The sequence below is a fragment of the Emergencia sp. genome (assembly GCF_048465375.1).
Lineage (GTDB): Bacteria > Bacillota > Clostridia > Peptostreptococcales > Anaerovoracaceae > Senimuribacter.
On sequence record NZ_DBFWLQ010000017.1, the window covers coordinates 19,789 to 44,814 of the forward strand.

Annotated in this window: 24 protein-coding genes; 8 read left to right on the forward strand and 16 right to left on the reverse strand. The window is 46.5% G+C overall.

Annotation, left to right across the window (positions count from 1 at the left end; genetic code table 11):
* Window positions 1-20 precede the first annotated feature (20 nt).
* Window positions 21-1,847 carry a heavy metal translocating P-type ATPase gene (locus tag ACMQ5W_RS11520; RefSeq protein ID WP_419025281.1) on the forward strand — a complete coding sequence of 609 codons (1,827 nt, stop codon included), beginning with the start codon at window positions 21-23 and terminating at the stop codon, window positions 1,845-1,847.
* 88 nt (window positions 1,848-1,935) lie between these two features.
* Here the strand turns inward: ACMQ5W_RS11520 and ACMQ5W_RS11525 are convergent, their stop codons facing one another.
* From ACMQ5W_RS11525 to ACMQ5W_RS11535, 3 genes are read right to left on the reverse strand one after another with little or no spacing between them, the layout of a single operon-like run.
* A complete protein-coding gene (locus ACMQ5W_RS11525) occupies window positions 1,936-2,436 on the reverse strand; it encodes an HPP family protein (protein WP_419025282.1) in 501 nt (166 codons plus the stop codon).
* 10 nt (window positions 2,437-2,446) lie between these two features.
* Window positions 2,447-3,880 (reverse strand): MDR family MFS transporter, encoded by a 1,434-nt coding sequence (locus ACMQ5W_RS11530; protein WP_419025283.1) that lies wholly within the window; start codon window positions 3,878-3,880, stop codon window positions 2,447-2,449.
* Between the two features lie 29 nt (window positions 3,881-3,909).
* The gene (locus ACMQ5W_RS11535) at window positions 3,910-4,362 is read right to left on the reverse strand and encodes a MarR family winged helix-turn-helix transcriptional regulator (protein WP_148491173.1); all 453 of its coding nucleotides are present in this window, start codon (window positions 4,360-4,362) and stop codon (window positions 3,910-3,912) included.
* 288 nt (window positions 4,363-4,650) lie between these two features.
* Here ACMQ5W_RS11535 and ACMQ5W_RS11540 point away from each other — a divergent pair, with 288 nt between their 5' ends.
* Both ACMQ5W_RS11540 and ACMQ5W_RS11545 read left to right on the forward strand, forming a co-directional pair.
* A complete protein-coding gene (locus ACMQ5W_RS11540) occupies window positions 4,651-5,358 on the forward strand; it encodes an ATP-binding cassette domain-containing protein (RefSeq protein ID WP_148491172.1) in 708 nt (235 codons plus the stop codon).
* Window positions 5,351-6,931: a hypothetical protein gene (locus ACMQ5W_RS11545; protein WP_419025284.1), complete on the forward strand. Its 1,581-nt coding sequence runs from the start codon at window positions 5,351-5,353 to the stop codon at window positions 6,929-6,931. Before ACMQ5W_RS11540 ends, ACMQ5W_RS11545 begins: the two co-directional genes overlap by 8 nt.
* 318 nt (window positions 6,932-7,249) lie before the next feature.
* On the opposite strand, the gene ACMQ5W_RS11550 is transcribed toward ACMQ5W_RS11545, so the two are convergent.
* From ACMQ5W_RS11550 to ACMQ5W_RS11565, 4 genes are read right to left on the reverse strand one after another with little or no spacing between them, the layout of a single operon-like run.
* Window positions 7,250-8,140 (reverse strand): hypothetical protein, encoded by an 891-nt coding sequence (locus ACMQ5W_RS11550; RefSeq protein ID WP_419025285.1) that lies wholly within the window; start codon window positions 8,138-8,140, stop codon window positions 7,250-7,252.
* A gap of 25 nt (window positions 8,141-8,165) precedes the next feature.
* Window positions 8,166-8,825, reverse strand: coding sequence for a hypothetical protein (locus ACMQ5W_RS11555; RefSeq protein WP_419025286.1), 660 nt, complete (start codon window positions 8,823-8,825; stop codon window positions 8,166-8,168).
* Window positions 8,826-9,188 carry a DUF6054 family protein gene (locus tag ACMQ5W_RS11560; RefSeq protein WP_419025287.1) on the reverse strand — a complete coding sequence of 121 codons (363 nt, stop codon included), beginning with the start codon at window positions 9,186-9,188 and terminating at the stop codon, window positions 8,826-8,828.
* Window positions 9,188-10,609, reverse strand: a complete 1,422-nt coding sequence (locus tag ACMQ5W_RS11565; RefSeq protein WP_419025288.1) for an aminotransferase class I/II-fold pyridoxal phosphate-dependent enzyme — start codon at window positions 10,607-10,609, stop codon at window positions 9,188-9,190. The genes ACMQ5W_RS11560 and ACMQ5W_RS11565 overlap by 1 nt, the downstream gene beginning before the upstream one ends.
* 79 nt (window positions 10,610-10,688) lie before the next feature.
* Here ACMQ5W_RS11565 and ACMQ5W_RS11570 point away from each other — a divergent pair, with 79 nt between their 5' ends.
* Window positions 10,689-11,570: an SPL family radical SAM protein gene (locus ACMQ5W_RS11570; RefSeq protein ID WP_419025289.1), complete on the forward strand. Its 882-nt coding sequence runs from the start codon at window positions 10,689-10,691 to the stop codon at window positions 11,568-11,570.
* Between the two features lie 16 nt (window positions 11,571-11,586).
* On the forward strand, window positions 11,587-12,180 hold the full coding sequence (locus tag ACMQ5W_RS11575; protein WP_419025290.1) for a TetR/AcrR family transcriptional regulator: 594 nt from the start codon (window positions 11,587-11,589) through the stop codon (window positions 12,178-12,180).
* Between the two features lie 57 nt (window positions 12,181-12,237).
* Here ACMQ5W_RS11575 and ACMQ5W_RS11580 read toward each other — a convergent pair whose 3' ends face one another.
* Window positions 12,238-12,708 carry a VOC family protein gene (locus tag ACMQ5W_RS11580; RefSeq protein ID WP_419025291.1) on the reverse strand — a complete coding sequence of 157 codons (471 nt, stop codon included), beginning with the start codon at window positions 12,706-12,708 and terminating at the stop codon, window positions 12,238-12,240.
* Window positions 12,709-12,787: 79 nt separating this feature from the next.
* Complete coding sequence (locus ACMQ5W_RS11585; RefSeq protein WP_419025292.1) at window positions 12,788-13,624, reverse strand: helix-turn-helix domain-containing protein; 837 nt, start codon at window positions 13,622-13,624, stop codon at window positions 12,788-12,790.
* Between the two features lie 195 nt (window positions 13,625-13,819).
* On the opposite strand from ACMQ5W_RS11585, the gene ACMQ5W_RS11590 reads away from it, so the two are divergent.
* The 3 genes from ACMQ5W_RS11590 (at window position 13,820) to ACMQ5W_RS11600 (ending at window position 16,946) form a co-directional block, all read left to right on the forward strand.
* Window positions 13,820-14,728 (forward strand): helix-turn-helix transcriptional regulator, encoded by a 909-nt coding sequence (locus tag ACMQ5W_RS11590; protein ID WP_419025293.1) that lies wholly within the window; start codon window positions 13,820-13,822, stop codon window positions 14,726-14,728.
* Window positions 14,729-14,793: 65 nt separating this feature from the next.
* Window positions 14,794-15,255: a GyrI-like domain-containing protein gene (locus tag ACMQ5W_RS11595; RefSeq protein WP_419025294.1), complete on the forward strand. Its 462-nt coding sequence runs from the start codon at window positions 14,794-14,796 to the stop codon at window positions 15,253-15,255.
* 152 nt (window positions 15,256-15,407) lie between these two features.
* Complete coding sequence (locus ACMQ5W_RS11600; protein ID WP_419025295.1) at window positions 15,408-16,946, forward strand: sodium/proline symporter; 1,539 nt, start codon at window positions 15,408-15,410, stop codon at window positions 16,944-16,946.
* A gap of 147 nt (window positions 16,947-17,093) precedes the next feature.
* On the opposite strand, the gene ACMQ5W_RS11605 is transcribed toward ACMQ5W_RS11600, so the two are convergent.
* The 7 genes from ACMQ5W_RS11605 to ACMQ5W_RS11635 form a co-directional block, all read right to left on the reverse strand.
* The gene (locus ACMQ5W_RS11605) at window positions 17,094-18,032 is read right to left on the reverse strand and encodes an Rpn family recombination-promoting nuclease/putative transposase (protein WP_419025296.1); all 939 of its coding nucleotides are present in this window, start codon (window positions 18,030-18,032) and stop codon (window positions 17,094-17,096) included.
* 68 nt (window positions 18,033-18,100) lie between these two features.
* Window positions 18,101-18,715 carry a CatB-related O-acetyltransferase gene (locus ACMQ5W_RS11610; RefSeq protein WP_419025297.1) on the reverse strand — a complete coding sequence of 205 codons (615 nt, stop codon included), beginning with the start codon at window positions 18,713-18,715 and terminating at the stop codon, window positions 18,101-18,103.
* Window positions 18,712-20,046 carry an alkaline ceramidase gene (locus ACMQ5W_RS11615; protein ID WP_419025298.1) on the reverse strand — a complete coding sequence of 445 codons (1,335 nt, stop codon included), beginning with the start codon at window positions 20,044-20,046 and terminating at the stop codon, window positions 18,712-18,714. Before ACMQ5W_RS11615 ends, ACMQ5W_RS11610 begins: the two co-directional genes overlap by 4 nt.
* Before the next feature lie 219 nt (window positions 20,047-20,265).
* A complete protein-coding gene (locus ACMQ5W_RS11620) occupies window positions 20,266-20,529 on the reverse strand; it encodes a CD3324 family protein (protein ID WP_419025299.1) in 264 nt (87 codons plus the stop codon).
* Window positions 20,530-20,717: 188 nt separating this feature from the next.
* Window positions 20,718-21,701, reverse strand: coding sequence for a hypothetical protein (locus tag ACMQ5W_RS11625; RefSeq protein ID WP_419025300.1), 984 nt, complete (start codon window positions 21,699-21,701; stop codon window positions 20,718-20,720).
* Between the two features lie 208 nt (window positions 21,702-21,909).
* Window positions 21,910-23,337: a Na+/H+ antiporter NhaC gene (gene nhaC / locus ACMQ5W_RS11630; protein WP_148491112.1), complete on the reverse strand. Its 1,428-nt coding sequence runs from the start codon at window positions 23,335-23,337 to the stop codon at window positions 21,910-21,912.
* Between the two features lie 28 nt (window positions 23,338-23,365).
* On the reverse strand, window positions 23,366-25,024 hold the full coding sequence (locus tag ACMQ5W_RS11635; protein ID WP_419025301.1) for a hydantoinase B/oxoprolinase family protein: 1,659 nt from the start codon (window positions 25,022-25,024) through the stop codon (window positions 23,366-23,368).
* Window positions 25,025-25,026 lie beyond the last annotated feature (2 nt).

Consider the following 25,026-nt stretch of genomic DNA (forward strand, 5'->3'; position numbering starts at 1 on the left):
AAAGAGGGGGGGATATCACAATGACGAAATCACAGAAATTTGATTTGGTCAAAATTTTCGCAGCAGCTGCTCTGTTCATCGCGGGGTATACTACCGACATCATCTGGTTTTTCATAGCTGCCTATGTCATTGCCGGTTACAGAACGATTATCGAAGCAGTCATGGGAATCGTCCGCGGCCAGCTTTTAGATGAGAATTTTCTGATGACGATCGCGTCTCTAGGCGCCGCCTACTGTCAGGACTATCCTGAGGCGGCAGCCGTCATGTTGTTCTATCAAGTGGGAGAGTTCTTTGAGCATTATGCCGTCAACAATTCTCGAAAGTCCATCGCTGATCTGATGGACATCAAGGCTGAATTCGCTAACAAGCTAGTAGACGGAAAGGAGATTACTGTCGATCCGGAAGAGCTGGTTCTCGGTGATTTGATCCTAGTAAAACCGGGGGAAAAGATTCCTGTGGACGGTGTTGTCGTAGAGGGTAATTCTTCTCTGGACACTGCCGCTCTGACTGGAGAATCGATGCCGAGGGACGTAAGCGCAGGTGAAGAGATTATCAGCGGTACCATCAATCTGACTGGTGTTCTCAAAGTCAAAGTTTCTAAGTTATATGAGGACTCCACCGTTGCGAAGGTTCTCGATCTAGTGGAGAATTCCAGCAGCAGAAAAGCATCTGTCGAAAAATTCATCACCAAGTTTGCGCACTACTACACGCCCATCGTTGTCGGGCTGGCTGTTTTACTGGCTGTCGTTCCGCCGCTTGTGCTCAGCGGGCAGCACTTCGACGACTGGCTCTACAGGGCTATGATTTTCCTGGTCATCTCCTGCCCTTGTGCGCTGGTCATCTCTGTACCTCTCAGTTTATTTGCCGGCGTTGGCTCCGCTTCAAAGCAGGGAATTTTAGTCAAAGGCAGCAACTACTTGGAGGCGTTAGCACACGTCAAAGCCTTCGCTTTTGACAAGACGGGCACTTTGACCACTGGAAAATTTGCAGTGACAAAAATCCATACGACAGGAATCGTGACAGAAGACCAACTGTTAGAAATCGCTGCCCACGGTGAGAGCTTGTCCAATCACCCTATCGCTTTGTCTATCGTTAGGCGCTTTGGTGACACAGACAGCAGCCAGGTGACGAATTACGAAGAAATTTCCGGCAAGGGCGTATCTGGAATATATAAAGGAAAGAAAGTTTACTGCGGCAACAGCCGTCTGATGAAGGACTTGGGCGTAGAGGCTGCGATTCCATCAGAAATCGGGTCTGTAGTACACGTCGCCTACAGCGATACCTATCTGGGATATATCGTGGTAGCAGATACCATCCGAGAGAACAGCGCTGAAACCATGAAAGAGCTTAAGGCTCTCGGTGTAGCGCAAACCATCATGCTGACAGGAGACAGAAAAGAAATTGCCGAAAACGTTGCATCAGAAATCGGTATTACCAATGTACTGTCTGAGCTGCTGCCAGAAGATAAAGTATCCTCTCTGGAAAACGTTCTTAACACCGGACAGAAAGGCCGCTTGGTCTTTGTTGGTGACGGTATTAACGATGCACCGGTACTTGCCCGGGCGGATGTGGGAATCGCCATGGGGGCCTTTGGCTCAGATGCAGCAATTGAAGCTTCCGACGTGGTGATCATGGCCGACGATATCTCAAAACTCGTCACCATAACGAAAATTGCCCGCAAGACCCTGCGCATCTGCAAACAAAATGTCGTCTTTGCCCTAGCCGTCAAATTTGCCATTATGGCATTAGGCGCTTTCGGCATAGCCACTATGTGGGATGCCGTTTTCGCCGATGTGGGAGTCGCATTTATTGCCATTCTCAATGCAATGCGGGCATTAAAACTTTAAGAAAATAGACGAAGGGCTGTCGCTTCAAGGAAGAAATTCCTAGTGCACAGCCCTTTTTTCTGACTAATCGGAACCACTTCCAAGATACTTATTTCACAGGTTCCTTTGTATCTTTATCCAGCTTCAAATCAAACAGTAAATTGAAGATATAACGCACAATAGTCGCTCTGCGTGCGATGCCTACCAGTTTGCCTTCCTCATCTATAATTGGTATTTTCTTAAACTTCTTTTTCGAAAGAATTCTGGCAACTTCGTCAATGGGATGGCTTTCTGTCACGCAAAACACCTTGCGAGCAGCCAACTCCATCACATTTCGCTCCTTAAATGCGTCTACTTTCTGCTCAAAGGATTCATCGTCATAAACTACCATGACAGAATCGCCTCCGTAAATAGAACGGGTCTTCTGTTTTGATACAGCCCGCATGATATCTCCATCGCTGATGAATCCTGTGACGTGCTGCTCTTCATCGACGACTGTCAACCCGCCCACTTCCTTTTCGACCAGGATTTTGACCACATCTCCCAAAGTTGCCGTCACTGGACAGGTGTACACATCTGTGTCCATAATCTTTCCGATTGGCGCTTTCATACCATTCCTCCTATTCTTCTTCTAAAGGTGCTTCTCCGCCTTTGCGCACCTTCACAATTGCCAAAACCAATGCTACAGCGGCGACACAGGCCGACGCTGCATAAGCAGCTCTTACACCGCTGGCTGTCTGCAGCAGAGGCGTCTGCGCATTGCTGGAACTGGTAACCATCGTCATAATCGTGATAATCAAAGCGGTACTGATAGAACCGCCAACCTGACGTCCTGTGTTGCTGATGGCATTTCCGTGGGCTATGTATTCGTTTCTTAAAGAGTTGATCCCCCAAGTGTTAACCGGCATGTTGGCAATGGTCTGACCGAAGGACTGCATGACGTAGATTACAATCAGAAGGACAACTGATGTCGTTGGACCGATAAAGGCCAGCGCCGCCAAAGAACCCGTCAGCGCAGTCAACCCCAGAATGGAGATACCTCTCGGTCCGAATTTATCAAAGAGCAAGCCGCTGACCGGGCTCATAAAAATCGAAGCGACCGCACCGGGCATCATCAGCATACCCGTGGTAAAGGCGGAAAACCCTTTGACACTCTGTAAATAAATCGGCAACACGATGCTTCCCACGGAAAGTGCCGAATTGATGATGGTCACGATGGCTGCCGAACAGGCGAAGACTGGCGTCTTCAAAATCTTCAGTTCCAGGAGCGGCTCATCGAGATGAAACTGTCTGCTTATGAACCAAACAAAGGCTGCTGCGCCTACCATCAGCGGCAGGATGACCAGGGGGCTGCCCCAGCCTTTGGTGCTGGCGCTGGAAAAACCGTACAGCAGGCCGCCAAAGGCGAAGGAGGACAGCACGATGGACAGAAAGTCCAGGTGCGGACGTTTCCGTTCTCCGACATTTTCCAGCAAGAAGATGCTTGCGATCAGGATCACCACTGCCAATGGGATAATAGAATAGAACATCATTCTCCAGCCAAAGCGGTCGATAATCCAGCCCGCGAAAACCGGTCCGATGGCTGGTGCACAGCTCATAACGATACCGGCCATACCCATGGCAGTGCCCCGCTTCTCTCGCGGAAATACCAGCATCGGCACGTAGGCAACCAATGGCAGTTGAATGCCGGCACCCATGGCCTGCATTACCCTGCCTATAATCAAAACCGGAAAGGTATCTGCCATACCCGTAACCAACGTTCCTACAATGAAGACTGCCATCGATAGGATGAACAGCAGCTTTGTAGCGAACCGGTCGATAAGATAGGCCGTAACCGGTACCATGATGCCGTTGACCAACATGTAAATCGTCGTCACCCACTGCGCAGTTCCCGCGTTGATTTGAAAGGTCTCCATCAGCTTTGGTAAAGCCGGTGACAACACAGTCTGGTTGAGGATGGCGATAAAGGCGCCGCCTACCACGATGGCGATAATCATAATTTCTCTTTTTGTGACTCCCGATTTCGGGGTTTCTGCTAAATCTTTTTCTTTCAACTTCTTCCCTCCCAATACGCCAAAACTTTCTAAGCCTGCTTTCTCATGTTTTCAAGAACACGTTCTAACATCGTCATCAGCATCTCTTTTTCCTCTTGGCTGAATCCGTCTGTCATCAACTGTTCAACATGGTCTAATACTTGGTAGAATACGGGCACAAAAGATTCTCCTTTTTCTGTCATCACCAGATAATTGCTGCGGCAATCCTTCTGGCTGCGTACTCTCTGAATCAGTTTGTTCTCCTCCATGCGTCCTAAAAGACGGGTCACCGTGGAACCCTTCAGTAATAAGTAATCCTCAACATCCTTCTGGCTGACCTCATGATCTTTGCCGAACCGATAGCGCATATTGTTGAGAAACAGCAAAACCAATGACTGCACATAGGTAATACCGTTTTGGGCAACGCCGTGATTCAGCATAGCCTTTTGGCCATTGGCGATTTTTTTAAACAGATCACTGTAGTATGTCTTTTCGTAACTCATCTCTTTTCCTCCAAATTTAGTTAGTAGGCTAATAATTAGTGTACTAAGTATAATACTGCAAAAAAGGCCGACTGTCAATTTCAATTTATGAAATTCCCTTTCACATCACGGCAAACCCATTTTTTGCAAAAGGATTCCAGATAGTAAAATTGTCTTTATAACTGAGCCGATTTTGTTTATGGTCTGATGTTCATGGGTTTGCCGTGTCTTTTACAAACATTTTACTTGCGTATGGCAAACTACTATAATATAATAATTGGACTAAATCAAGAACCGGGGAGCATTGAGATGAAACTGAAAATAATTAACTTACAGAAAAATTTTGAAAGCAAAGAGGTTTTGAAGGACATCACCTTTACCTTTGAAACAGGAAAAATTTATGGACTGCTAGGAAAAAACGGCGCGGGAAAGACCACTTTGTTCAACTGCATTAATGAAGATCTGCCCATCGACGGAGGTTCTTTTGTCATCGAGGAGGATGGTGCAGAGCGCTGCGTTGTACCTGACGATATCGGTTATGTACTCTCCACGCCTGCTGTGCCAGAGTTCCTGACCGGCAGAGAGTTTCTCAAATTCTTTCTCGATATCAACGCTGAAAAAGTCAAGGAACCTAAGGCCATCGACGAATACTTCGCTTTCATGGACATCGAAGAAGAAGACCGTGATAAACTGATGAAGGATTATTCCCATGGTATGAAAAACAAGATGCAGATGTTGGTCAATATCATCGGCAGCGCCGGCATTTTACTCTTGGATGAACCGCTGACTTCTTTCGACGTATTAGTGGCTGAACAGATGAAAGATCTTCTGCGACAGATCAAAAGCGATCACATCATCATCTTCTCCACCCATATTATGGATCTGGCCGTCAGTCTCTGCGATGAAATCGTCATTCTCAATAACGGCGTTTTAGAAGAAATCGACAAGACGAACCTGACGGAATCAGGGCTGAAGGAACGCGTCATCAGCATTTTGAAGGGAGAGGACAATGTTTAAAACATTCAAATGTGCTTTTGCACTGAAGAATACATACAGGGCAAACGGCGTCATCTTTTCCCTGAAGCAGATTCCTCTGGTTAAGAGGCTTCTTCCCGCTGCCCTTTACAAGAGCCGCGGGTTAAAAATATTTGCAAACATCGTCAGCATCATTCTGGAGCTCGCTAACATCTTCGTTACAAAACCACTCTATGTGGCTTTGATGATCTATCTGCCAGCTATCCTGTATCAAGCGGATACAGCGGCGATTTTGCTGCACATTTTTTTGCTGATGACCTTGATTGGCGTCATCATGAACTCACACCTGTTCAACCCCACAAAGGACAAATACTATGCCATGTTCCTGCTGAAGATGGATCCACGCGAGTACACATTAACCAATTATGGATATTTTCTATTGAAATCTCTGCTGGGTCTGGGCGTTTCGTTTATCGTCTGTGGCCTGTTCGTTGGATTGCGTCTGCCGACCTGTATTCTGATGGCAATTTTCGTAGTCTTCAGCAAAATCTGCTTTCACAGCTTTTTGCTGTGGCGATCCCAGCGGACAGGCAGAAAAACTTATAACGAAAACAAACCTTCGCCAGCGCTTTGGATAACCATATTCGCAATTTTGCTCTGCGCCTATGGGCTGCCGTTGATAAACTGGCACCTCAGCGAGACCATCTTTTATATTTTGATGGTCCCCGTGGTAATCTTTGGTCTGGTGGGAAGCGTATATCTTTGGAGATTCCAGGGATACCGCCGGGTCTATAAGGACCTGCTGCAGAATAACAACATCTTTTTCGGTTACAATGATGCAGTAAAGCAGGCGAATATCGACACTTATCAAAAGAAGCAGCTTGACAGCTCCGTCAAAGTCAGCAGCAATAAAACCGGCTACGGATATCTCCATGAACTCTTTGTAAAGCGTCACCGCAAGTTGCTGACCAGGTCCGCAAGGAATTTTTCCATCGGTATCTTTGTAATTCTCGTCAGCGTCGTAGCTATGATTTACCTCAATCCGGGAATTGCCGCCAGAGCCAACAGGATGATGCTTAACTCTCTGCCTCTGGCTCTGATGTTCATGTACTTCATCAATCGCGGGCAATCGGTAACACAGGCCATGTTCATGAACTGCGATCACAGCATGCTCACCTATCGATTTTACCGTCGGCCGGAAGCAGTCTTGCAGTTGTTCCGGCAAAGACTGCGCACTTTAGTAGCTATCAACCTGCTGCCCGCCGCTCTGATCGCCCTGGGTCTGCCCTTGGTGCTGTATCTGTCAGGCGGCACTGATAACCCGCTCAACTACCTCGTGCTGTTTCTTTCCATCATATCCATGTCGGTGTTCTTTTCCGTCCACCACCTGGTCATGTATTACCTGTTACAGCCATACAATGTAGAACTGCAGACAAAAAGTGCCACATATGGGATTGTCAATTACATCACGTATCTCATTCCCTTTGCCTTCATGTACATCAAATTGCCAACCATCGCTTTTGGCTCCTGTATGGTAGGTTTTGCTGTGCTATATGTCATCCTCTCTCTGATTTTCGCATATAAGTATGCGCCAAAGACCTTTAAGCTGAGATAATAACATCATAAAAAACGTGGAAATGACGGAATCAAGCGGTCATGTCTGCCAAATCAAGATTTGGGGACTTTTCGCATGAGACCTGCCAACGATTTACTTAAAGTAAATCGGGCTAGGGCTTCAAGATTCCTATTTCCACGTTTATTATATCTCAGTCATTGAGCGAAATTCAGTTGAATCATAAATCCGTCAGCTCTTCCGGCTATAATATCGTAGCTTTGCATTTTTATAATCGGCTGTATTTCTAGTGACGATGCAACATGCGTCTGCCTTAGCTGCGATTTCGTCAATAAGTCCGCACGATTTTGCCAGCTGGCTTTACATCTTGGACAGTTCACTCTTCATCCACAACATCGCACCCACAGAACTGTCGATCAAAAACATAGTTCGATTGATCACGTCCATCAATTCACCGATGGTATCCATCGCATAACCAAAAGGCATGGCGTTTTGGTCAAAGTCCTCGTCAGTCAGTTCTTCCATCATCAGCTTTTTCAAATCCGGGTTTTTCCTCGCTAACAGCTTCAGATACTTACGGGCTTTGCTATAATCGTCCACCTTATAGTAAAGCAGAATCAGTGGAAACAACATGCCCGCACTTTCCTCCTCGTAAGCCGCCAGAAGTCCTTCTGCTGATGATACATCCTCCATAAAAGCGTGGAGTGCCATCAAGTCATAACGAATTCCCATATTGTCGTTTTGATTCAGTCTGATGATATTGACACCTGTACGAATGGCCAGGCGAAACTTTCCCAGGCCGATCAGGTCATCCATATAAGTCGCCAACGCACGGATATACGGCCTGGTCTCGTTAATCATGTAGAAGCTGCCGATGTTCTCTTCTGCAAAATAGCCTTCCTCTTCTAAGTGTTTTTCCGTCTTCTTGATCAACTTTTCGAAACGTTTCTTTGCCTCTTCCGGCGTAATGTCCATCAAATCGATGAGAAGCAGTTCCGCATCTGTACAATAGGGATCGATGGTCAGCGCTTTCTGCGCGTTTTTCCTTGCCACTTTAACGTCCTCTGCTTCCATCGCCAGATCCAGATAGTACCATTGATCCTTTTCCACTGGCCCATCAGGCACCAGTTTATCGTTATATTGTTTCATAAATTCGTCGATCTTCTCTTTGGTCTCTTCTTCTGACAATTTTCCAAACTGGTCCAGATACTTCTGCAGTTCTCTAAATATTTTTTCTGTATCTCTATTCATTCTCTTATCCTTTCCTCAACTGCGATTATATAATCGCACTCTCGATGGCTGCCCCCGGTGCTAATGTTTTGATATAAAGTTCCATCTGATTCAGACAGCCTTCTACTTTCGCAATCGGCAGCCCCTCGGGAGCAAAGACCATATAAACCGGATGGAGTGTCTTGTCTGTCAGACAGGTCTTCTCATCTGGTCCTGAAATCATGGTCAAAACCACGCCACTGTCGTCTCTGCCAGTCAAGTCTCCTTTATAGCTGTGCTTATCACGTCCGCCCATGCCGACAAAGGGAATTTCTTCTGCTGCCTCGAACAAAACCAGTGCACCTTCTATCTTGTCCGCGTCGTGAGTACCAGTCAGCATACGCGTCTTCAATTCCGTCAGAAAGGCCACCTGATTGATGGGGTTGTATTCCGGGAAAGGCCGTCCCTTTAATAAAAAGCTTTCCAGCTGCGCCATGACAGGATAGGTCTTCTTGTGTTTCCTAAAATAGCGGAAATACGGCTCCTCCGAGAACGCAGCCTTGCGGTCATAGGTCCCTGCCTGCTCTTTGATGGCAGCAAGTTCTGTTTCTTTCAATTTGCCAAAGGCGGCCAAGTCCCATTCCGCCTGTTCTGGATATCTGACATCCAAGATGCCAAAAGGGATGTCCCTTCCAGCTAATGATTGATCTTTATATACTTCTATCATTCAGTGTTCCTCCTGCACCAGCGCCTGAAACCCTCGTTTCTCTAGAATCTCTGTCAGCTGATCTGCAAAATCGCTTTCACTTCCCCAGGATATATTGAATAGTCCACCGCCTCCGCCAGCACCGATTCCATCTACATAAACGGCCTCTTCGTCGCCAGTAATCGCTACAGTCAAGCTTGCATAACTGCCATTTCGCATATAATATCGTTCAAAGACGATTAAATCAATACCAACACCATCTTGAATATGGCGCACCTCATCTTTCAGTTCCGGTGGAATAGCCCCTTTCTTCAGCAGTTCTTTTTTTATATACTCTGCAGTCTCAACTACACCGCCTGCCCCGGCCATACAAATTTTTGCCATTATACACGCTCCTTTCCCACGACAACTCGGTCCTGGTCATCAATGCCAATTACCTTTTCTCCTTTTTCCCGCAATTCTTTTACATAGTTCAATATCTCCTGGTCGATGATTTCCCCCGGACAGATGACGGGGATACCCGGCGGATAAGGAATGATGGAGGATGCGCAGACTCTGCCTGCCGCTTCCTTCAGTTTGATTCGCTCCTTCTGCCGCGGCAGTGGTTTCTGCACCAGCTTCTTCTGTGTCAAAATCTGTTTTGCTGGTGCAGAGTTTATCGTTATTTGGCGATTAGAGGCTATTTCCCGCAATGCAGAGAACAATCTGTCGAAGTCGTATCGTTTATTGCCGATTCCTGTCATGCACATGACGATGTTCCCCGTCACCAGCTCTACGAAGATACCTTGTTTCATCAAAAGTTCTTCTAGATGTAAGCCGTCGATACCGTAAGCGCTCATATCCAGATTGATCTTGGTATGATCCAGAAGTGGGTGATCCATGACCCGCAGGCTTTCAATCTCCGCCGCCCGCCTGTAAAAATACTGCAAATTCTCTTCCCACTGCCATATCAGATCTTTTCCTTTTCGTTCCAACAAATCTGCATTGATATCCAGAGATGCCATTAAAAGATAGGACGGACTGGTACTCTCAATCAATTGCAGCTTATCTTCAAACTCATACTTGTCAACCTTGTCTGAACAGAGGTTGACAACAGCACTCTGGGTATAGGATGCTAACGTCTTGTGAACGCTGTCAATGACAATGTCTGCCCCCAGATTTTCGGCAGCTTTGACGCTGTCACCTATATACCGGTCAAAGAATTTCAAATGAGCGCCATGGGCCTGATCCACAATGAGAATTTTGCCCGCATCGTGAACCAGCTGCGCAATGGCTTTGATGTCACTGCAGACGCCATAGTAGTTTGGACTGGGTAGAATCACCGCACTGCTGCCTGGGTGCTCTGATAGGCAGCGAGTTATTTCATCTGCGGTGATTTCTCCCGAAATCCCATAATCCGCAATCAACTGCGGATAAGCGTAAACCGGCTCGGCACCCGCCAGGGAAACTCCGTTGAAGATGGACTTATGACAGTTTCTCGCCATGATGATCTCACCGCCAGCCGGTGCACAAGACAGGATTGCTGCAATCAGCCCCGCGCTGCTGCCGTTGATCAGCAGATAACTCTCCTTTGCCTCATACAGCTTGGCGTATCGCTCCATGGTTTCTTTGATTATGCCTTCGGTCTGAAAGAGGTTATCGGCTCCGGGAATCTCTGTGATATCACAATCCATCATCTGATCCAAAAACCTGCCGTATCCATTTTCACGATAGATGGCTTCCCCTTTATGACCTGGCATATGAAAGGATATGGGTGCGCGCGTTGCATGATCTAACAAAAACTGGCAGACGCCTCTCTTTTCCATGTTCTTCTCCCTTAAATTTATTAAATGTGGTATACTTATACTTATTCTAACATTTATTGGGGGAGGAATAAAGCATTATATGTCGTCTCATTTTCGTGAAATCACCTGCAAAGCAGCGCTAAACAAACTTCACAGCCGCAGACTGCCTTATAACTGGGATCTGAACATCTATCGCGGCTGCCAGCACAAGTGCGAATACTGTTTCGCTCTATATACCCAGGATTACATGCCTGACAATGACTTTTTTGACACCATCTACATCAAAACAAATGTCGCGGATCAGCTTGAGAGGCAGCTTGCCAGTCCATCCTGGAAACGGGAGATTGTCAACATCGGAGGCGTCACTGACAGCTATCAGCCCATCGAAAAAGAGCGCAAAATGATGCCGGATATCTTGAAATTGATGATCAAATACAAGACGCCCTGCATCATTTCCACCAAATCTGATCTCATTCTGCGGGACTTTGATCTGATTGCAGAGCTCGCCAGCATCACCTATGTCAACGTGGCTGCAACCATCACCTGCATGGATGAAAATATCAGGCAGAAGATTGAGCCGGGCGGAGTTCCTTCCCTGCGTCGTTTTCAAATGCTCAAGGAATTTTCGAAAACGGATGCTTCGAGGGGTCTGCACATGATGCCGATTATTCCTTATCTGACCGACTCTGACGAGAACCTCGACACCCTTTACGCTCACGGCGAAGAAGCAGAAGTTTCCTATGCCTTGCCAGGGCTGATGAATCTGCGCGGACGGACGAGACGTTCTTTTTTCGATTTTATCAGGTTGGAGTATCCCAGATTGGAACCGATTTTACAAGATTTATATAAAGAGGGGCGATTAGACCAGGAATACAGGACCGCCTTTTACAAACGCCTGCGCAAAATCAAGAGCAGGCACACCCTGTCTCATAATTACATGCCGCCAAAGAAGGATGAAGGCGTGCAGCTCTCTCTGTTTTAGAAAGGACGAGAAGGAAATGGCAAAGAGAAATACTAGAAATACAAAGGGCAAAATCATCTCCGCTGCCTGGAAACTGTTCTACGATCAGGGCTATGACCATACGACGGTAGACGAAATCGTAGAAGAGTCCGGTACCTCAAAGGGCTCTTTTTACCACTACTTTGAAGGAAAAGATGCCTTGCTCTCCTCTCTTTCCTTCCTCTTTGATGAGAAATATGAGGAACTGAAAGATACACTGCAAGAAGAGAGCAGCGCCATTGACAAATTAGTTTATCTCAACCAAGAGTTATTTTTGATGATAGAGAATTCCATTTCTGTAGATCTGTTGGCTCGGCTCTTTTCTTCACAGCTGATCACCAGAGGCGACCGCCACCTGTTGGATCAGGACAGAATCTATTACAAGCTGTTGCGCAAAATCCTGCAGGAAGGTCAGCAAAAGGGCGAACTGCGCAGCGACCTCTCTATCAACGAAATCATCAAGACCTACGCCATGCTGGAGCGGGGACTGATGTACGATTGGTGCCTGTGCAACGGCGATTACTCCCTCGCTCAGTATGCAAAACGCGTCCTGCCCATGATGCTGGAGGTGTACAAAGATCAAGATGCGTGACAAAATGAGGGCGAAGCCTGCGGCTCCGCCCTCAAAGAAATGATTCTATTACAATCATTATTCTGCAGCATGTAGCATATTCTCTACATCTTTGACTGTTCCATCGATTCTCTTTGCCACTTCTTCCATGGACATGCCTTGATCCAGGAATTTCTTCACAACAGATTTCATGCTTTCGCCGACCTCTATGAGATGGTTATCCAAATCATAGAAACGAATGACCCGCTGTCCCCATCCGTGCTCTTTCACGTCATGAAGCAGGCACACGTCTTCCCTTTTTTTCAGTTTTTCCACGAACCCGTCAAAATCTTTTAATTCGAAATAAACCTCAAAGCTGTTCTCCTTATCCTTGATCTCTTCGTCCGGAATTCCCGTAAGCCAGCCGAATTCCTGCTGCAAGGCAAGTCCGCAGTCAAAACCTATATTGATGCCAAAGTCGGCATCAACCTTGAGGTCAAATAATTCTTCGTAAAAGGCTCTCGCCTTATTGATATCTTTTACAGATAATAAGCATACAAATTGCATCATTTCTCCTCCTATTTGTTTTTTTAATTATAACGTCTTTACAGAATATAGAATAGGAAAAAGGCGACATCTTTTTCGCAGTCTATTTTAAAATTGACTTCAGAGCTTCCCGTGGTGTCATGGAATGATACTTTTTGAACACGCTAATCATATGAGATTGGTCTGTATAACCATACTTGTGCACCAGATCCTGATAGTTCAGGCCGCCCGATTGCAGCATCTCCTGCCATAGAGACTGATAGCGTACCAAGTCCGCCATTTGTTTTGGCGAAGCGCCCGTCACTTCACGAAAAATCCGCTGGATCTGGCGGTGACTGTAACCCGAATACCTTGAAAGATCTTCCAGAGTGACGTTTCCCTTCTGTTTCAGCATCAGCTCTACGCCATTGAGAAAAGGCGCATTCAGTTTCCTGTCGTCAATCATCTTCTCTATGTATTGTTCAGCGAGGCGGACTCTTCCTATAAACGCTGGTTGATCAAAAATTTGCTCGCAGAGTTGACTTATTGCAGGAAAAAATTCCTCCGCTGGCAAAATTTGATCCATGGTATCTTTGCAGTGAAAATTCCCAATCAGATGCATAGCCCAAAAAGGAAAACGAATAGCAAAGAGGCTCATCTTTCTTTCATCTTCTCTCCATTGATCGATACTATAAGCACTGCTCATACCCACAAAAATCATTCGATAGGAGCCTTTCTCATTGTCTTTCACGAGCATCAAATCAAAACAGGTATCCGGTACAATCAAAGTGTTTCCGTAAATGGCTGAACTGCCGGGATCAAAGTCCTCCTCCGAACCCCAGAAGCAGCGGATATACGGGGCCAGTTCCAGTGAGGGCAAAACACTGTGGTATGTGGCATCTGTCATATGCGGATTGGCTGTCTCTGCAGTATAAATGGTTTGAAACTGAATTCTACTCATGGGTGACTCCTCTCTGTTACTGCAATTATATATGATTATGGAAATTGCCACAACTGGTTGATTTTGCCGCAGCGGTGATTATGCTTTCCATCCGATTTTGATGGCATTTTTAAAAAACATGAAAATAATCACGCCACAAACATAACTTTTCATTTATAATAAGTTCATATCTATTGAAAAAAGGAGAATCTGTTTATGAAAATCGACCGCCTCATCGGAATCCTATCTATTTTGCTGCAGCAAGAAAAAGTGACGGCACCTTATCTAGCTGAAAAATTCGAAGTATCCCGGCGTACGATAAACCGTGACATCGAAGATTTATGCATGGCTGGCATCCCTCTGGTCACACAGCAGGGAAGAGACGGCGGTATTTCTATCATACAAGGTTATCGCATGGAGCGGACCCTCCTGACTTCAGGAGACATGAAGTCTATTTTGGCCGGCCTGCGCAGCCTGGACAGTGTCAGCGGCACAAATCGCTATCAGCAGCTGATGGAAAAGCTCTCCGCTGGCAGCTCTGAAATCCTGACGAACAACGATCACATTTTGATCGATCTGTCGTCACAGCAGAAATCCTCCCTCGCGCCAAAAATCGAATTGATCCAAAATGCCATTGAACAATCCTGTCTGATGAAATTTGATTATTACTCTCCCAAGGGAGGGAGTAAGCGCCAAATTGAACCCTACTTTCTGGTGTTTCACTGGTCTTCCTGGTATGTCTGGGGATTCTGCCTGGAAAAACAAAATTTCAGGCTGTTCAAGCTGGGCCGGATGATGAACTTGACGAAAGAAGGAACTTTCTTTAATCCAAAACCGGTGCCAACGCCCGACCTTTCCAGTGAAACAGTTTTTCCTTCTTCCTTTGAAGCAAAGATTCTGTTTGAGCCGACAATGAAATGGCGCATTATTGAAGAATTCGGCATCGATGCGATGAAGGAGCAGCCTGACGGGAAACTGCTAGTCACCTATCAAGCCTTTGATAAATACAGTCTCTTCAGTTGGATTCTCAGCTTTGGCACTCAGGCAGAACTGGCAGAGCCAAAAAAACTGCGAAAAGAACTCTCCGAACTGGCAGCAGAAATAAGTTCAAAAAACAAGAATTGATGACACACTGATGTCATGTTCTAGTTGTTAAGATAAACCTATCAAAAGAAAGATAGGAGAAACAAATGAATTACGAAATTGTCAATTTAGAAGAAAAAAGAGTCGTCGGTCTCGCCGCCAGAACCAATAATCAGTCTCCCGAAATGGGCGCCGTCATCGGCGGACTTTGGGAAAAGTTTTATGGGGAAGGTATTTATGCGCAAATAGAGAACAAGACCAGTGACAAAGCCCTCGGTATCTACACAGACTACGCTGGCGGAGCCATGGATGATTATACCATCATGGTCGCCTGTGAAGCCGCTGAATCCAAAACGATGCCAAAAGATACCATCGTCAAAACCATTCCAGCCGGCAGATACGCCAAGTTTGTCGTCAAGGGCGATATGCATACCGCAGTAGCAAACTGCTGGATGGAAATATGGTCCATGGACCTGCCCCGCACTTTCGTCAGCGACTTTGAAGAGTACCAGGATGACTGCATGGACGGTGATGCCGAAATCCATATCTACGTCGGATTAAAAAAATAATAATTTTAGTATAAATAATAGTCTAACTAATAAGCATTGAAATTACAATGCTTATTTTTATGTTATTCAATAATAGTTTAGACTTTATTCTGTATTTCAGTCCAATCCTATTTGTGTTACAATGGACTCTGATTGAAAGGAGATCGTTCATTATGGATACATCACAAGTTTGCATTATGATTGCAATTATCGTCTACCTGCTATTCGTTCTTGGCGTAGGCGTCTATTTTTCAAAAAAGAACAACAACGTCGGTGATTTCTATCTCGGCGGCAGAAGACTGGGCCCCTTTGTCACTGCCATGAGTGCCGAAGCCTCAGATATGAGCAGCTGGCTTTTGATGGGACTGCCCGGCGTCGCTTACCTTACGGGAATCGCTGACGCTGCCTGGACCGCCATCGGACTGGCTCTGGGAACCTATATCAACTGGCTCATCGTCGCCAAACGGATTCGTACTTATTCCCATCATATCGATGCGATTACCATTCCGGATTTTTTCTCAAAGCGTTATCACGACGAAAAAAATGTCCTCAACGCCATCGCAGCCGTCATCATCATCCTGTTCTTTATCCCTTATACAGCATCCGGCTTTGCTGCCTGTGGAAAACTCTTTGGCAGTCTCTTTGGTGTCGATTACTTCTGGGCCATGGTCATCAGCGCCATCGTCATCGTGGGTTATACGACGTTAGGCGGTTTTCTCGCAGCCAGCACCACCGATCTGATTCAGAGTATCGTCATGTCAGTTGCTCTGATCGTGGTACTGGGTTTCGGAATCAATGCCGCTGGGGGCTGGAACATGGTCGTGGATAACGCCAGCGCGCTGCCGGGATATCTCAATCTGAGTCAGACCTATGATCCGGCATCTGGCAGCGCTTCCCCTTACGGACTTCTATCAAAATGTTCCATGCTTGCCTGGGGTCTCGGTTACTTCGGTATGCCTCATATCCTGCTCCGCTTTATGGCCATTGAGGACAAAGAAAAGCTGAAGCTGTCCAGAAGAATTGCCACCATATGGGTTCTAATCTCTCTGGCAGTGGCAATTACCATCGGTATTGTGGGTTACGGGATGACAAAGGCTGGTGCTATAGAATATCTCGATGGTTCAAATTCAGAGACGATCATAGTAAGAATTGCAGGACTGATCAGTCAGCACGGTGCCTTGGCCGCCCTAGTGGCAGGTGTCATCCTGGCAGGCATTCTGGCGGCTACCATGTCAACCTCTGACTCCCAGCTTCTAGCTGCCTCGTCTAGTGTCTCGCAGAACATCTTCCGGGATTTTCTCAAGATCAACATGAGTGAAAAGAAATCCATGCTGGCGGCAAGGTGCACAGTCATCGTAATTTCTGTCATCGCCGTCCTCTTCGCATCCAATCCCGATAGTTCAGTCTTCGAAATCGTCTCTTTTGCCTGGGCAGGCTTTGGTGCTACCTTCGGACCGGTGATGCTCTGCGCCCTCTTCTGGAAACGTTCAAACAAGCAAGGAGCCATCGCCGGCATGGTAGTCGGCGCAATGATGATCTTTGTCTGGAAGTATGCAATCAAACCTCTGGGCGGTGCATTCGGAATCTATGAGCTGCTGCCAGCATTTCTGGTCGCTCTAGCAGTCAACATCATTGTCAGCCTGGTGACGAAGGCTCCAGAAAAAAAGGTCAATCAAGAATATGAAGAGTATGCTTTGGAAATGAGAAAGTAAATCATCAGTCATACAAACAGCACGAAATAAAAATCAGAGTAGAGAATTCTATTTCTACTCTGATTTTTTCGTTAGCTATTTATATCATTCTTTCGCTGCGCCAGCGTATAAGCCTCCTTCACGACGCCTCACTGCCGGGGAGCAGAACTAGCAGCCGCTGTACTTTTCATAATACTGCCGCGCTTCGCTTTCTTGCAGCCCGAACCGCAGCACAAGTTTTTCAATAATTGCTTCCGGCGTTCTTCCCTCTTCTACATAATCCTGTACAAAGACGGCAATGCCTTTCTCAATGCCTTTCTCGATGCCAAGCCGCTCTCCGTCTTTTTCCGCAAGCATTACCTTGGTGGCTAAATCGTGCTCTGCAATTTCCCTGCGCCATAACAAATCCTGAAGACTTTCATCTTCTGTTATCTCTCTGAATACCTGGTCTGACATTAGGACGGCCTCCTCTCCTGTATCTAACAGCTTCTCTACATAGTCAGCTCTCCTGTGGTCCCCTGCAAATTTGAGATATGCACAAAACCGCTCTAATGGCTCCATCTCATCCGGATCTTTGCTGTCGTCTATCTTCCCAAGTTCAAGAAAATGAATCTCCAGTCTATCCGTCAGTAACAGCCCTTCAAGGTTTTCTCTCAATTCAAACTTCGTGTGGAAACTAGACAGATCCTTAAACATGACACCGTCAATAAAGGAGATGACTATACTTTTTTTTATTGTATCATAATCTTCACCTTTTGCCAACGAGGAGTTCACCATTCTCGCCCCATAGACCAGCGTCCGCTCTCCAAAGAACATCTGTACAGAGGTCTGCATCTCTACGTTAAATTGTTCTCCGTTCTTCGACCGTGCCTTAACATCCATTACCGTCTCTTTGTCACCTGGATGAAACCCCTTATGTACGGTATTGACTATTTTGACCTCCGCGATAGGGTCTTCTCTTTCTAAGACTACGTTAAGCAAAGAAAGCAATGCCTTATTCGATTCCTTCGAACCGGCACCATAGACGAGAAAGAAAATAATATCATTAGTCAAGGAGATACGACCACGCCTTTCTGTTTTTTTGTTAAATTGTTCATTTTTTACCATATAATTCCTTCTCCATTTTCTTTTACAGTATCACTGTTGTATGGGGAAGTCAATGAAAAAAATTCACTTTATCTCATCTGCTCAATGCACCCTTTCTGTATCAAATCAATATTTTCGGCCAGCTTTTCTGGCGGCCAGTCCCACCACTGCAATTCCAGCAGTTTTTCGATGGTTTCCTCTGAAAACCTCTTCTTTATCGGTCTGGCCGGTACCCCGCCGACAATCGTGTAAGGCGGGACATCTTTTGTCACCACTGCCCGCGTACCGACAATGGCACCGTCGCCGATGGTGACGCCAGTCAGGATAACCGCCTCATAACCGATCCAAACGTCATTCCCGATGATGATATCCCCTTTGTTATCCCAAGAGTCCGCAACATCTTGTCGATCCAGCCCCCACTCTTCAAAGAAGAGTGGGAAAGGATAAGTCGATAGGGAATTCATCCTGTGATTGGCGCTGTTAAAGAGAAACTTTGTCCCACAGGCGATGGAGCAAAACTTACCGATGATCAGCTTATCGTCATTGATCGGGTAGTGGTAGAGCACGTTGTTCTGTTCAAACAGCGTCGGATCATCCCTGAAATCGTTGTACATGGTATAGTCGCCCACTATAATATTGGGATTTGTGATCACATCTTTTAAATAAATAGTTTGTAAATCCCCTGTTCGCGGATATGTTTTCATTTTCCCTTCTCCTCTTTGTCTAAAAACAGTTTCCAGCCTTGCACGATATCTGCGGCTAGTCGGTCTGCAGTATCCCTGTTCAGCGGCATGACTCTGCTGTGATAGGCATAGTAGACCAGGTTCGACCAAAGCACTTCGTATCCGCCTTTGTCGTATTCTGCCGCAGTAGGCAGGTAACTACTGCAGCCATTGGTATAGCCGCCAAACAACAGCAGAGGGTTCCCCGCTTGTTCCATCACGTCCAAAGCGATCCTGCACATGGCCTCATTTGCCACGCCGCATAGACATCCGTCATTTATACAGAAATATTGTACTTCAATGTCGGCAAGCTGTTCCTTTATATGCAATCTATGCAGACGCTTTACTTCCTCCAGCCAGCCGGTTCCATCTATGCCCGCCATCTGTGCAGCCTCCTGCCCAATCTCAGCTGCTCGTTTCAGTGAGGGCACATCTGCTGCAAAACTGCGGTGCATCGAAAACATAGCAAGTCTGGTAATTGGCTGTGGTATCATCTCATCGATGATACTATCCACTGCACTACATATGGCATCTGCCATTTTGCTGAGTGCCGCCTTGCTCTGGTCAAAGTATTTCTCTTTCTCATTCTCTGCATATTTCTTATGCGGTTCTTCCCATGCATGTATTTCCAAGAACTCGGCATTGTCCTGCTGATATTTTGGTCTGATATCTCCTGCTGCTCCCTGCGTCATCATGACCTCACAGCCGTATTTCTCTTTTAATAATGTTCTTGTCACACCAAAGTAATCTGCTGAGATGAAATCATTGTCACTGGAAAGTACGTTAGCATGAGCTGTAACTCGCAGCAACAACAGCTTCAATGTGCCCGAATAGCTGTCAGCCACTTTCAAAATACCAATACGGTTGTCTACTGAAGCGGTATCGCCACGGCGATTGACTCCAATTTGGCTCAGCCCGAGTCCCCATGCAGCTTCAATTGGATTCATTGCGGAAACTGCCTCAGAAACTGCGTTCAGTATCCTCTCACGGGCAAACTGATAATAAATCCTGTCTTCCGTACCGGCATTTGGAGCCGAGTGCGTGTGGGAAAAGCAGAGCATCACTTTCTCTGGTGATGTCCGCAAAGTCTCCCCGATCTGCTGCCGCAGCAAGTCCGAAAGCTCCGTAGTGAAGCCGAGGCTGTCAATGGTTACAAGACAGCAGGTTTCCTCTGTAGATTTCAGAACCATAACCTGTGCCTCCAAAGGATGCAGTATTCCCTTCGATAAATTGTCAGGTTTGGCAAACCCGATCATCTCTGCCTGCTCTTCTGGCGTAATATCTGCACAGGCACATCCCATATATACAATCATCAAATCCCCCCTCTCTATCTTCTATCATACATGGAGAATACCCTCCTCTCAATATACAAAATAAGGCAGACCTGTTCTGTATACTATATGGAAACCGGTTGATTTCTTCCAAAATGACGCAGCTAATCTGTTTCTGCATAACCGGCACACAGCCCCTGCCCCTGAAAAGCAAAAAACACCTGCACATTCCGAGCTTAAGTCCATTGTGCAGGTGTTCTCCTATTTTTGATATATGATTTTCCTGATGGCATAAACGGATAGACAGTAATGTTCAGCCAACGCCTCTATCGCAGCCCCGCTGCGATACTCCATCTGGATAGCTTCATTTCGCTGATCCAGTTCCTTGCGATAGCCAGATAACTCTCCCCAAGATTTACGCTTTTCTTCTTTTGCCGGAACATAGAGATATCCTCCCTGTATGTATTTCTGCAGTTCCGATACCAGTTCATCCGGAAGAATCAGGGTTGCATTTGTATATTTCATGTTGGCTTCCTCCTTGATTATTTCTTTCAAGCAGCAAAGCCAGCAAGCTCATTTTAGCGACTCTGATCTACTCCATGCAAGTGTCGCTCATCATACTGGCTTTGCATGGAGCCATACATCGTTACGCCTTTTCTCGTTCCTACACATTTTATCACCACCTTGTTTCTCTTCCATATCACTTGGAAGCATTACAGACCTTCAATCTCATCTAACGGCAAATCAGTAAGTTCGGCGATTTCCACCAGTGCAAATCCCTTTGCTTTCATTTTTCTCGCCGTATCCAAAGCTTTCCTATATTGGCCTTCTTCTTGACCTTCTTTCCTGCCCTCTTTCCTGCCCTCTTTCCTGCCCTCTTCTTTACCTTCTGCCCTTCCTTCTGCAAGACCGTCTTCATACCCACTCTCAAATCCGTCCTGTCTGGACAATTCCCGGGCTTCCTCCTCTGTCAACACTTCGAACAACATCCCGATGACCTCCGTTCCGTATTTTTCCAGGAACTCCTTCAGTACGTTTTCTGCTCTGCACTTCTGCAGGATTTCGACCATAACGCTGTCACTCAGTTTTTGCGTTTCCGCATACTCTCGTACAATACCGACAAACTGACTATACTCCTGTAAAGTCCTGCATCGTTTCATCACCTCAGGATTCCTTCCGTTATTAATATTGTACACTTTTACGGTCAGTTGTAAACCAGTTTCTTCCTCATGGTCATAAAAATTATCAGATAGTTTCATCTCTTGGTAATCAGGCATCTCCCTCACGCCGTTATATAGAACGAGGAACTCGGGGCGGGGAATTTTGACGCATTTCTCTTTCAAGAAAGCTTTCATCCCATACATCCTCTGCAGAATCGTCGAATAATAGATCAAATCTCTGGTCGTCATATTTTTATTAGGCGAAGATTGATGCTCAAGCAATACGACAAAAGTATTTTCAAGCAGAAAAGCGATATCATTCTTTTCTGTTTTGAACACAGCGTCCTCTATGGTCGTAAAGTTCACCTGGGTTTCCGCGGTGTATTCTTTACCTGCAATCGCATTGTACAGATTGATTACATTTTCCTTGTTATTAAACAACAGCCGGAAGACACTGTCTTTATACTCTCTGCGCAGAGACGCCCTCGCTTCTGGTGTTGTCGTCAGAAGTCCACTCTTGTTGCCTATAGTTTCCATATGTATTATTCCTCCTTTTTCAATTAATGTAAAATTATTACATTTTCATTTTACATCAATTTACTTTTCAGGTCTATGAGAATAACCACACAACAAAAGATAATTTCAGTGCAATTTTAAGAGCCGGCATATCCCTTACCGGCTCTCTGCTATTCCAAGGAACTCTCTAAAATATGGATTTCGGATGCCCCTTTGAAGCCTATTTTATTTATGCCGCTTTCTTCGTCGTCTTCCCCCGCAGGCTCTTCCCTTTGCTGTCAAAGACCCCGATACCTGTGACTGCACAGAGAATGGCAAAGACAGGACATAACAGTGGCAGAAATGCATATGGAAGATACTGCAGCGTCGAAACACCTAGTACGCCGGAACTGTAAATGGCCGCAGCGGACCAGGGTACCAGGAAAGAGAAGATGGTACCGCCGTCCTCTAAGGTCCTCGAGAGTACGTATGGTGCCATATCAGCCTTCTCATAGGAGGAACGGAACACCTCTCCCGGCAGCAGGATAGCCATGTACTGTGATGTGGTCAGCATGACCGTCGCAAGGCAAGAAATCAGCGTAGCGATAATCAGATTACACGGCTTCAGGATTTTGTCTTTCACCTTATCCAATATGACTGTGAGAACACCCATTTCATACATCAACTCTCCCAGTTCCAGAGCAAAGATGCAGTAGACGATAGTGGACATCATAGCCGAAATACCGCCCCTGTTCAACAGTGAGGCCAGGGCTTCCTCTTCAAACTCTCCAGTAAATCCCACAGACATGGCCGTCACCACTTCATTAAAGCTGAACTGCGGCTGTGCGATCAGTGCTGCAACGATGCCTGCCAGCGCGCCGATGATCAGGGCAATCATCGCAGGAATTTTCTTTGCCACCAGGACGATGGTAAGCACCGGAACGATCAACAGCAGCGGCGAAATTGTAAAACTCTCATCCAAGGCTGCCACGATGGCTTTGATGCTCTGCAGAGACTCTTCCGATGCCGCGTTAAACTTCAGCCCCATAATGAAGTACAGGGCTGTCGTGATAATAAAAGAAGGAATCACGGTGTAAAACATGGATTTGATATGAGCAAAGATATCAGTACCTGAAGCCGCTGGCGCCATGTTCGTCGTATCAGAAAATGGCGACATTTTATCACCAAAGACAGCACCAGACACCGCCATGCCAGCCACCAGTCCAGGATTAATTTCCATCCCGTAGCCGATTGCCATAAAGGCTACGCCCATGGTGCCAAGGGATGCATAGGAGGAACCTGTAAAAAATGATATGATGCAGCAGATCAAAAATCCCACCGCTAAGAAAGAGGACGGCGTAAATATCTGCAGTCCATAATAAATAATCGAAGGGACGATGCCTGAAATAATCCAGGTTCCCACAACCATGCCTACAGAAATGAGAATCATCCCTGTCAGCGCGAATTTACGAAATCCATTCAGGATGACTTCCTGAAGTCGTTCCAATTTCATGCCCAGGCAGATAGCGACAATACACACCGCCACTAAAGCCAGGATAAAGGTCACCATCGTATTAAGCTTCAGAACCGCCAGTCCCACAGACATGATGCCCGCTACAATGACCAGGGTCAGTAATGCCATAGGCAAGCTGACTAGTTTTCTCGTATTTGTTTCCATATTTTTACCTCATAGACGGCATGCCGTCTTAAATTTCAACATCAATTCCAGCATTCGCAATCCATTTCTTATCGATAATGCCCTCATTGAATTCCCTTTTCACAACTTCATGATTTCTTTCTGACGCAGACCCATAGCCGCCGGCGCCGGCTGTCATCATCTCTACAATGTCATCTGTCTGTAGCCGTACATTTCTCGGTTTCGGGTTGTCTGATATCATTTGACCGTCGCGGTAAATGCGCAGACTGGAAGTACCGCCTTCCTTGCCGCCGCAAAGGCCCCAAGGGGCTCTGCGAGATCTTTCTGTGGCTGCCGCCACTAACATGGTATCCTCACTATCAGCAAGAATTCGTATCGTCCTGACAATGCCCATACCTCCCCTGTATTTTCCGGCGCCGCCGCTGTTTTCATGGAGGGCGTACTTTTCTACCATCAGAGGATATTCCATCTCCAAGGCCTCTACGGGCAGATTGGAAGTGTTGGTCATATGGACATGGACGGCATCCAGTCCGTCTTTGTTATATCTGGCTCCAGAGCCACCACCGATCGTCTCCACGTAGATATACGGCCGCCCGAGCCTGGCGTCACTTCCCGCAAAGGAGAAGAAGGACATCGCTCCATTTCCGGCTGCGGTGACCATTTTAGGGTCCATTTGAGCAAAGGCGCCAAAGATGACGTCAGCAATTCTCTGGGAAGTTGTTTCTCGATCCGCTACAGGCGCTGGTTCCTCTGCCCAGACCAGACTGCCCGGCTCTGCAACGATGTGGATGCTATCAAAAAAGCCGGAGTTGGCCGGAATGGTCTTATCCAGAATTGACATCAGGGAGTAATAGACCGTAGCTTTCAAGGCGCAGGGAACACAGTTATAGGGTCCGCTGACCTGAGGGCAGGTGCCCCGGAAGTCAAAGGTGATTTCTTCTCCCTCGATAATCAGTTTGGTTTTGATCAGCAGGTCTCGGTTTCCTGCACCGTCGTCGTCCATATAATCTGCAAACTCGTATGTACCGTCCGGCAGAGAGGCGACAGCTGCCTTTGCTTTGCGTCTGCCATAATCCAGCCATTTCTCACAGAACGCTTTATAAGTGTCCAAGCCGATTTTTTCAACTAGCTCCACCAACTTATCCGCCCCGTACTGATTGGTGATGACCTGCGCGTTGAGATCACCCTGGCGTTCGTACTTCATCTGGAAGTTGAGCATGATCAAATCGGAGACATCCTTCACCAATTCACCCCGGTCATAGAGCTTGACAACCGGAATCCGCATGCCTTCGTCGTAAATAGTGGTTCCCTTCCTGGACTTATCAGCGTGATGACCTGTGTTGACCATATAGGCGATCAGTTTCTTTTCATAGAACACCGGCCGCAGCAATACGATATCCGGCAAGTGAGAACCTCCTCCCGTGTAGGGATCGTTGGCGATGAAGATATCGCCCTCGTGAACATCTGCCGGGTCATATTTTTCCGTCAGCACCTCCACTGCTCCGGAAAGAGAACTGAAGTGAAGGGGGATGTGCTGGGCCAGAGACAGCAGCTTGCCATTAGGGCTGAAAATCGCTACGGAGAGGTCCTTCCGCTCCTTAATATTGGTGCTGTACCCTGTCTTAGAGAGAATAACCCCCATCTGCTCTGCGATAGACGTCATGCTGTTGGCGATAACCTCCAGGGTAATTGAGTTGATTGCTTTCATCC